Annotated in this window: 6 protein-coding genes; 1 reads left to right on the top strand and 5 read right to left on the bottom strand. The window is 73.8% G+C overall.

The genetic code is table 11. The features are described from left to right. The coding region (locus tag ND748_RS20410; protein ID WP_251747604.1) for an SDR family NAD(P)-dependent oxidoreductase at positions 1–1527 on the top strand (1527 nt) is incomplete at its 5' end. A gap of 143 nt (positions 1528–1670) precedes the next feature. On the opposite strand, the gene ND748_RS20415 is transcribed toward ND748_RS20410, so the two are convergent. From ND748_RS20415 to ND748_RS20435, 5 genes are all read right to left on the bottom strand, one after another. Beyond that, positions 1671–2222 carry an SRPBCC domain-containing protein gene (locus tag ND748_RS20415; protein WP_251747605.1) on the bottom strand — a complete coding sequence of 184 codons (552 nt, stop codon included), beginning with the start codon at positions 2220–2222 and terminating at the stop codon, positions 1671–1673. Positions 2223–2382: 160 nt separating this feature from the next. Then, positions 2383–2739, bottom strand: a complete 357-nt coding sequence (locus tag ND748_RS20420) for a hypothetical protein (RefSeq protein ID WP_251747606.1) — start codon at positions 2737–2739, stop codon at positions 2383–2385. An 86-nt stretch (positions 2740–2825) separates the two neighbouring features. Continuing rightward, complete coding sequence (locus ND748_RS20425; RefSeq protein ID WP_251747607.1) at positions 2826–3674, bottom strand: YhjD/YihY/BrkB family envelope integrity protein; 849 nt, start codon at positions 3672–3674, stop codon at positions 2826–2828. Between the two features lie 59 nt (positions 3675–3733). Continuing rightward, positions 3734–6268, bottom strand: coding sequence for an FtsX-like permease family protein (locus ND748_RS20430; RefSeq protein WP_251747608.1), 2535 nt, complete (start codon positions 6266–6268; stop codon positions 3734–3736). Beyond that, on the bottom strand, positions 6265–7113 hold the full coding sequence (locus ND748_RS20435; protein WP_251747609.1) for an ABC transporter ATP-binding protein: 849 nt from the start codon (positions 7111–7113) through the stop codon (positions 6265–6267). Before ND748_RS20435 ends, ND748_RS20430 begins: the two co-directional genes overlap by 4 nt. Positions 7114–7667: the final 554 nt, after the last annotated feature.

The following is a 7667-nucleotide window of genomic DNA, read 5'->3' on the forward strand; positions in this document are numbered from 1 at the left end:
GCCCGGCTGCGGGCGCAGGCGCGGGAGATCCTGGCCGCACGGGAGGTGCACGCCACCCTCGCCGCCCTGCGGCGGGCCGGTGCGCAGGCCCGCTACTCGCCGGTGGATGTCCGCGACCCCGACGCGGTCGCCCGTGCCCTGGCGGAGGTCCGCGCCGACTGGGGGCCGGTCAGCGGACTCGTCCACGGTGCCGGCACGCTCGCCGACAAGCTGCTCGTCGACAAGACCGACGACGCCTTCGACCGGGTGTTCGACACGAAGGTCCGGGGGCTGCGGACGATGCTGGACGCGCTCGCCGACGACCCCGTGGAGCTGCTGTGCCTGTTCTCCTCGGTGGCGGGTTGGTTCGGCAACGCCGGCCAGGCCGACTACGCGATGGCGAACGCGACCCTGGACCAGGTCGCGGGCGCCTACCGGGCCGAGCATCCGGACTGCCTGGTCCGCTCGATCGCCTGGGGCCCCTGGGCCGGGGGAATGGTCGGGCCGCTACTGGCCGAGATCTTCGCCAGCCGCGGGGTGCCGGCGATCCCCGTCGCTCAGGGCGCGGCGGCGTTCGTCGACGAGATCACGGGTGCGCGCAGCGCCGGAACGCAACCACGGATCCTGCTCGGCGCGGGCGGCCCGGAGGCACTCGGTGCCTCCGCCGACGGCGATCAGGCACCGTCCGAACGGCGGATCCTCGGCCAGCTCTCGGTGCACGAGCGCACCCATCCCTGGCTGAGCGACCACAGCCCCGCCGACATCGCGGTGCTCCCGCTCGCGATGGCGCTGGACTGGCTCGCCCGCGGCGCCCGCGCGCTGCGCGGTGACGGCGAGGCCGGGATGGTGCTGCGCGACCTGCGGGTTCTTCGCAAGATTGCCTTCCCGCACCTGGCCGACACCGGCCACGAGCTGTACGTCAGCGTGACCGAGGCCGGGGCGGCCGCCAGCGGCGGCAACCCGTCCACCGCCGGGGCCGGGACGGCGCCGCTACCTGTGCTGCGCCTCGACGACGCCGACGGCATGCCCCACTACCAGGCCAGGCTCGATGCCGCGCCGCCACAGCCGGTGCCGGCGTCGGCGTGGCCGACTCCGGACGGCCTCGCCGAGAAGGCCGCCGAGGTGTCGACGTGCCGGGACCTGATCTACCGCAGCGACGCGCTGTTCCACGGCCCGCGTTTCCAGGCGATCCAGTGGCTCAAGGGGATGTCGGAACACGGTGCCGAAGGGTCCGTCGTCGGCGTGCGGGAGCTGGCCTGGGGCCTCGACGACTGGTACTTCGATGTCGCCGGCCTCGACGGCGGCATGCAGCTCGCCGGGCTGTGGGCCTGGCGGGTGCTCGGCGGCGCGTTGCCGGTCGCCGTCCGCGAGTGCCGCATCCACCGGCCGGGCCTGATGACCGGCGAGGCCCGCAGCGTCGTGACCGCCCGGGAGATCGACAACATCCATGCCCTGTGCGACGTGGTCGTCCTGGACGACGACGCCGCCCGGATCGAGTTGCTCGGCGTGGAGCTGGTCCGCCGCCCCGACTGGACGCCCTCGTCCTGACCCCCGCAAGGCGATCGGGCGGCGGGTCGAGTCCGAACGCGCGAGGCCCCGGACCGGCGGCGACTACCGGCCCGGGGCCGTCTTTCGCCTCGGGCCCACCCGCCGCCAACGCAAAGGTAACCGCGCGATCTGTCACCACATCGTCACCGGGGCTCTCGCCGGCGCCCCACGACCACTGACTCCAGGGCGTTGAACTGCAGCCGTGTTGTGCCTTCGAGGTGGGCGACGTCGTCCCGGCCGTCGCCGGTGAGGGCGAGGAACACGTACTGTTCCGTGCGGGTCAGGCGGGTGCCGCCGGTGTCGGCGGCCAGCTCGATGGTGGTGAGCGAGGCCCAGCGGGGCTGACCGTCGAGAATGCCCGTGTAGGCGAAGACGATGCGGTCGTCGGGAACGATGTCGAGGAACTGCGCGCGGTATTCGATCCGCTCCGGCACCCCGGCGGCGGCGAACGTGCCGCCGGCGAGTTCATGTCCGCCGACGCGGAAGTCCAGCTCGTGCCACCCCGTCCCCGGCTCGCCGGGGACGCGGAACCAGCGTCTGCGCACAGCGATGTCGGAGAAGGCGGTGAAGACGTGACCTGGTGGTGCCGCCAGGACGCGTGACAGCGTGAACGACCCGTGCAGCGGGGGCAAACCCGCTTTGGCTGGGACGGTGGCACGGTCCGCGGCGGTCCCGGACGGGTGATCGATCGGCACCGGCCCATCGTCCCACTGACCGCGCGGGCCACCCTGTGGCCACCGACTCCAGGCCGTTGATTCGTTTTCGTTCAGTCGTTCATGTTCTCTGGCGATTCAGGCGAGATGTTCCTGCGGGGCGTCATCAAAGGAGGCCGTAAAGGAGACGCTCCGCGAGGTCTCAGCTTATGACCGCTTCGTCCTGGGGGTCGTAAGCGACCAGGCCGAGGGAACGAGCGATGCCGGCGATGAACCTGACCACGTCCGGCCCACCGTGCCAGGACATCGTGATGTAGATGAACTCGCCGTCGGCCTGGCTGGCCAGATCGCCATCAGCCGGGCCCTCCCAGATCGGCTCCTCGTGGGGGAACTCGGCGCGCATGCGCCGAATCAGTTCGACCAGCTCGGAGCAGGCCGGTTCGAGGGCATCCGCCTCCCATCGCTGCTCGGACTGGTCCATCCGGCGTTCGTACTCGGCCGCCGCCTCCTCGCCGGTCAGGGAACCGGCGTGCCGCCAAACAGCTACGTCGTAGGTCATAGCCGAATCATGGTGTGCGACGCAGCCGCGCCGTGTGCCGGGCTCCGGCGAGAGCCCACCTCCTCGACCACCCTCCTCGACCACGGCTACCCCGAACGCCCGTCCACAATGCCGGCGTCCGCCCAGGGGACGCCGTCGCGTTCGTCGAGGCGCAGGGCGAGGCTGTAGCCGACGAGGACGATCAGGTGCAGCAGGAACAGCCAGAAGCCGACCGCGACGGCCCCGCCGACGGCCCGGAAGCCGCCGAACGGCAGGCCCAGGTTCAGGTGGAACGACAGGAACAGCACGAATCCCTGCACGAAGCCGGCGACGAACGAGCCGGTCGCCGCCGCCGCCCACAGCGTCGCCGCCCAACCGGGCCGCCCCGGCCCCACTCCCCGATAGACGATCATCAACGTCGCGGTCAGCACCAGCCAGTCGACCGTGAACGCGACGATCACGCCCAGCCCGGCGGAGACGCCGCGCTCGGCGAACAGCCGGGCCAGCGTCGGCGTCACGAGCAGAACCGGCAGCAGCAGCACCGGGGCCGCGGCGAGCAACGGCAGGACGCCCAGGCGGCCCCGCCACCCGACGAGACCCTCGGTCGTTCCGGCGAGTCGGACGAAGGCCCGCCGCAACCCCTCGCCGTAGAAGGTGGCGGGCACCGCGGCGGCCACGACGACCAGCGGCGACATCGTCAGCGCCGCATCGAACGCGGCGATGACGACCGCCGGGGCGCCGAGACCGCCGGGCAGCGCATCGGCCAGGGACAGGCCGAGCTCCGCCGCGCGCGGCCGGCCGAGCAGCCGGCCGAGCAGATTGACCGCCACCAGCACCCCGGGAACGACCGCGATCGCCGCGTAGTACGTGACGCCCGCCGCGAGCAGCGCGAGATCGTGGCCGCGCAGCGCGCCGACCACCTCCCGGACCAACACCCTCAACCAACGCAGCCTCATCACGCATCCCCGCCGTCACCCGACGGTCCCCATCCTGACCGTCGCGGCCTGCGGGGCCGTTACTCGATGACCCGAAGGGTGGAGGGGACGTCCATCCGGCGGATCCGGCGGGCCGCGGCCAGCGGCGCGATCGCGACCGCGCCGACGCCGAGCAGCAGGATGACGGCCAGGGTGCGGCCCGACAGGATCGCCTGCACACCGAGGTCGGGCAGCGTCTTGGCGAGCAGCACCTCCACGGTGTAGCGCAGCGCCCAGTAGCCGGCGGCGATCCCCAGCAGCGTCCCGATCAGGCCCATCGCCGCGCTCTCGGCGACGGACAGGCCGAGCACGGTGCGCGTGGACAGCCCGTAGGCGAGCATCGTCGCGTGTTCGCGGCGCCGCTCGTCCACGGCGATGCTCATCGCGTTGTAGGCGATCAGCACGGCCAGCAGGAGCACGACCACCTCGCCGATGCGCAGGATTCCGACGAAGCTGCGCAGCAGGGCCCGGATCTCCTCGATGCTCGCCGTCGCCGACACCACCGACGCCACCCCCGGGATGGCGGCCAGCGTCCGGGTGGCCGCGGCCCGGCCGTACCCGGCCGCCGGCTGCACGACGACCACGTTGGTGGTTCCGGCGAGCCGGAACGCACCGGCGTCGGCGTTGTCGAGGAAGACCACCGAGCGCACCGGGAAGTCGTGGATGCCGGCGATCCGCAACGGGGTGTCGATGGTCCGGTAGCCGGTGCCGACCCGCTGCGGATGGCGCAACGTGATCGTGTCACCGGGGTGGACGCCCAGGTCGTGGGCGGCCTTCTCGGAGATCAGCAGTCCGCCGGTGGGGGACCCGGAGGCGACCGACGGCGACCACAGCCCGTGCCCGATGTCGAGGATGTAGGTGAGCACGTCGATCGGCGCGGCCGAGGCGTCGCCGCCGGCCGGCGCGGGGGAGATGCGGCCGGGCAGCGCCAGCGTGGGGTCGGTCTCGGCGACGGCGGGGGAACGGCGCACGGCGTCCACCGTCGGGGAGTTCACCGGTTCGACCCGGGGCAGCATCACCCGCAGCCGGTCGGGGTTGCTGGTCGTCAGGTCCGCCTCGGCCCGGTTCGTGGTGCGGGTGAACGTGTCAAGCTCGCCGGTGAACACCACCAGGGCGGTGATCACCGCGGCGATCGCGACGGCGGTGAGCAGCAGTCGGCGCGGGGCGCGCGCCAGGTTGCGCAGCGGCATCTGGGTGAGGCTGCCCCCGGGCAGCCGGGCCCGGCCCAGCAGCCGGACCAGCGGTCCCGTCCCCCCGGCCACGGCGCTTGCCCGGATCGCCTGCACCGGCTCCACCCGCACCGCCCGCCACACCGGCGGCAGGGCGGCGAGCACCGGCAGGACCAGGCCCACGGCCGCGGCCCGGGCGAACACGCCCACCTGGAAGTTCGTGTGCCACACCGGCAGCGGCCACACCCCGCGCAGCAACGCGCCCATCGCGGCGCCCACGACGAGGCCCACCACGACACCGGCAACCACCCCGAGCACGCCGACCTGGGCGCCCAGCAGCAGCGGGCGCAGCGCGAGCCGGCGCGGCGCCACCCCCAGCGCCATCCCGATCCCGATCTCCCGGCGCTGCGCGTCGACGACCCGGCCGACCAGGTTGAACGCGGCGAACACCGCTCCGACCAGGACGAGGACGGCCAGCACGTCCCACAGCCGCTGATCGCTGTTCACGTCGTCGTAGAGGATCTGCCGGGTCTGGATGTCGTCCCGGTCGGTCACCGTCACACTGGTGCCCGGCAGCGCCGCGGCCAGGGCCTGGGACAGCTCGGCGGCGAAGGCGGCGGTGTCCGTGCCCGGCCGCAGGGTCAGCACCAGGTCGTTGACGGCGCCGGGCTGCCCGGTGAGCCGCTGCGCGGTCGGTAGCGACGTGTAGAGCACCCCGAATCCGGACTGGGTGACCAGGCCGGGCTGCTCGCCGGGCAGGATGAAGTACTCCGGTGACTGGCCCTGCCCGACGTAGCGCACCTCGCCGCCGCCGCTGGTCCGCACGGTGCCGGTCGGCGGGAGGTGGTTGGCGTTGGCGAAGGTGCGATCCAGGACGCCGACGTCGCGTCCGGAGTCGGCGGGCACGAGCGCGCGCCCCCGGGCCACCGACACCGCGTCGACCGGCGGCCGGGCGGTCAGGTCGATGCCGACCAGCTCGCCGCGGGAGAGCACGGTGTGCCCGGGGCGGGAGGCGTCGATCTCGGTCGGTAGCACCAACCGTTCGGCGTCGGCGGTGACGGCCGCCGCGGCCGGCAGCGAACGGACCACGGCCGCGAGCCGCCCCTGCGCCACCGTGGCCCCGGCCCCGACGGAGACCCGCAGATCATGCACGTTCAGCCGGGCGTAGCTGGCGTCGTAGGACTGCCGCCGCCAGTGCGAGGAGCTGGTCAGGCCGGCGTAGAGGCCCGTGCCGAGGCCGATCATCACGGCGATCGCGACCACGAGCAGCAGGCGTTGACGCAGTTCGCGCAGCGACCAGCGCCACCACAGCCCCGTCGACGCCATCCGTCCGCCGCCCGCCCGGCCGTCCGACCCACCGTCCGACCCACCGTCCGACCGGCCTTCCGTCAGCGCGTACTCGGTCACCAGCGCAGCTCCGCCACCGGCACCTGGCCGCCCGGTGGCGGGCCGTCGTGGACGATCCGCCCGCCGGACAACTCGATCACCCGGTCCGCGATCCGGGCGATCTCCCGGTTGTGGGTGACGACGAGCACGGTGCGGCCCTGGGCGGACTGACCGCGCAGCAGCTCCAGGATGCGCACGCCGGTGGTGACGTCCAGCTCGCCGGTCGGCTCGTCGGCCAGCAGAATCGGGTTACCGGTGGCGATGGCGCGGGCGATCGCCACCCGCTGCTGCTCCCCGCCGGAGAGCTGGTGGGGAAAGTGCGCGGCGCGCTCGGCGAGTCCCACCCCGGCCAGCACCTCGTCGGTGACCTCGCCGGCCCGGTCCCGCCCGGCGACGTCCGCGCCGAAGCGGACGTTCTCCCGCGCGGTGAGGGCCGGGAACAGGTTGAACGACTGGAACACGAAGCTGACCGCCCGGCGGCGGACCTCCCGCCGGGTTCGCCGGGACGCGCGGGTGACGTCGACACCGTCCAGCCGCACCGTCCCGGTGGTGGCGGTGTCCAACGTACCGATCAGGTTGAGCAGCGTCGTCTTGCCACAGCCCGACGGCCCGAGGATCACCAGCAGGCAGCCGGCGCCGACTCGCAGGGTGACGTCCGCGAGCGCTGTGACGCCGCTCGCCCCGCCGTCGTACCGTTTCCCGACGCCGACCAGGTCGATGCGCACCGCCTCGGCCGTCCCAATGACGTCGGCCGTCCCAATGACGTCGGCCGTCCCGGCCTTCTTGGCCGTCCCGGTCCCGTCGGTCGTTTGGGTTTTCTCAGCCGTGCCGGCTTCCCGATCCGCCGGGCCGCCGGGCAGCGCCACGCTCGGCCCCCTGTCGTCGCGATCGCCGGGCTCCGGTCGCGCCGGGCTCGGCCCAGTATCGGCGCTGCCGGGGCGGCGTCGGGGGAACCGGCCGGCGGCCGGATTGCGCGCGCCACCGGGCAACGCCGCACGAATGCGATGGCATCCACCGGGGCCCGCCGACGGCCCGGCGGACCCCGGTGGATGGTGGCCCGGTGGCGGCGCCGCGCATCCGCCGGCGCCCCTGGCGGATGTGGGTGATGCGGCTGCCGCCACCGGTGGGGGAGTGGTCGGTGGGCAGAGATGGCCAGGACGGGGATGGCCAGGACGGGGATGGCCAGGACGGGACGGGAACGGCGGGATGAGGGAAAGGGGGGCTGCCCGCCGTTGGGCGCCATGGCGGACCCGCTCGCCGGTGGGGGTCACCGGGGGGTCGGACGCCGGCGCTGGGATGTCGGCGGGCAGCCGGTCTGGGGGTGGCCGGTTCCGGGCGGGGAATTGGCGGGCTGCCCGCCGTGAGGGGTGCGGCGGGCAGCCCGCAGGTCCGACGCGGTGGAACCGGCGTTGGTCCGGCC

Source organism: Frankia sp. AiPs1, assembly GCF_023716945.1.
Taxonomy (GTDB): domain Bacteria; phylum Actinomycetota; class Actinomycetes; order Frankiales; family Frankiaceae; genus Frankia.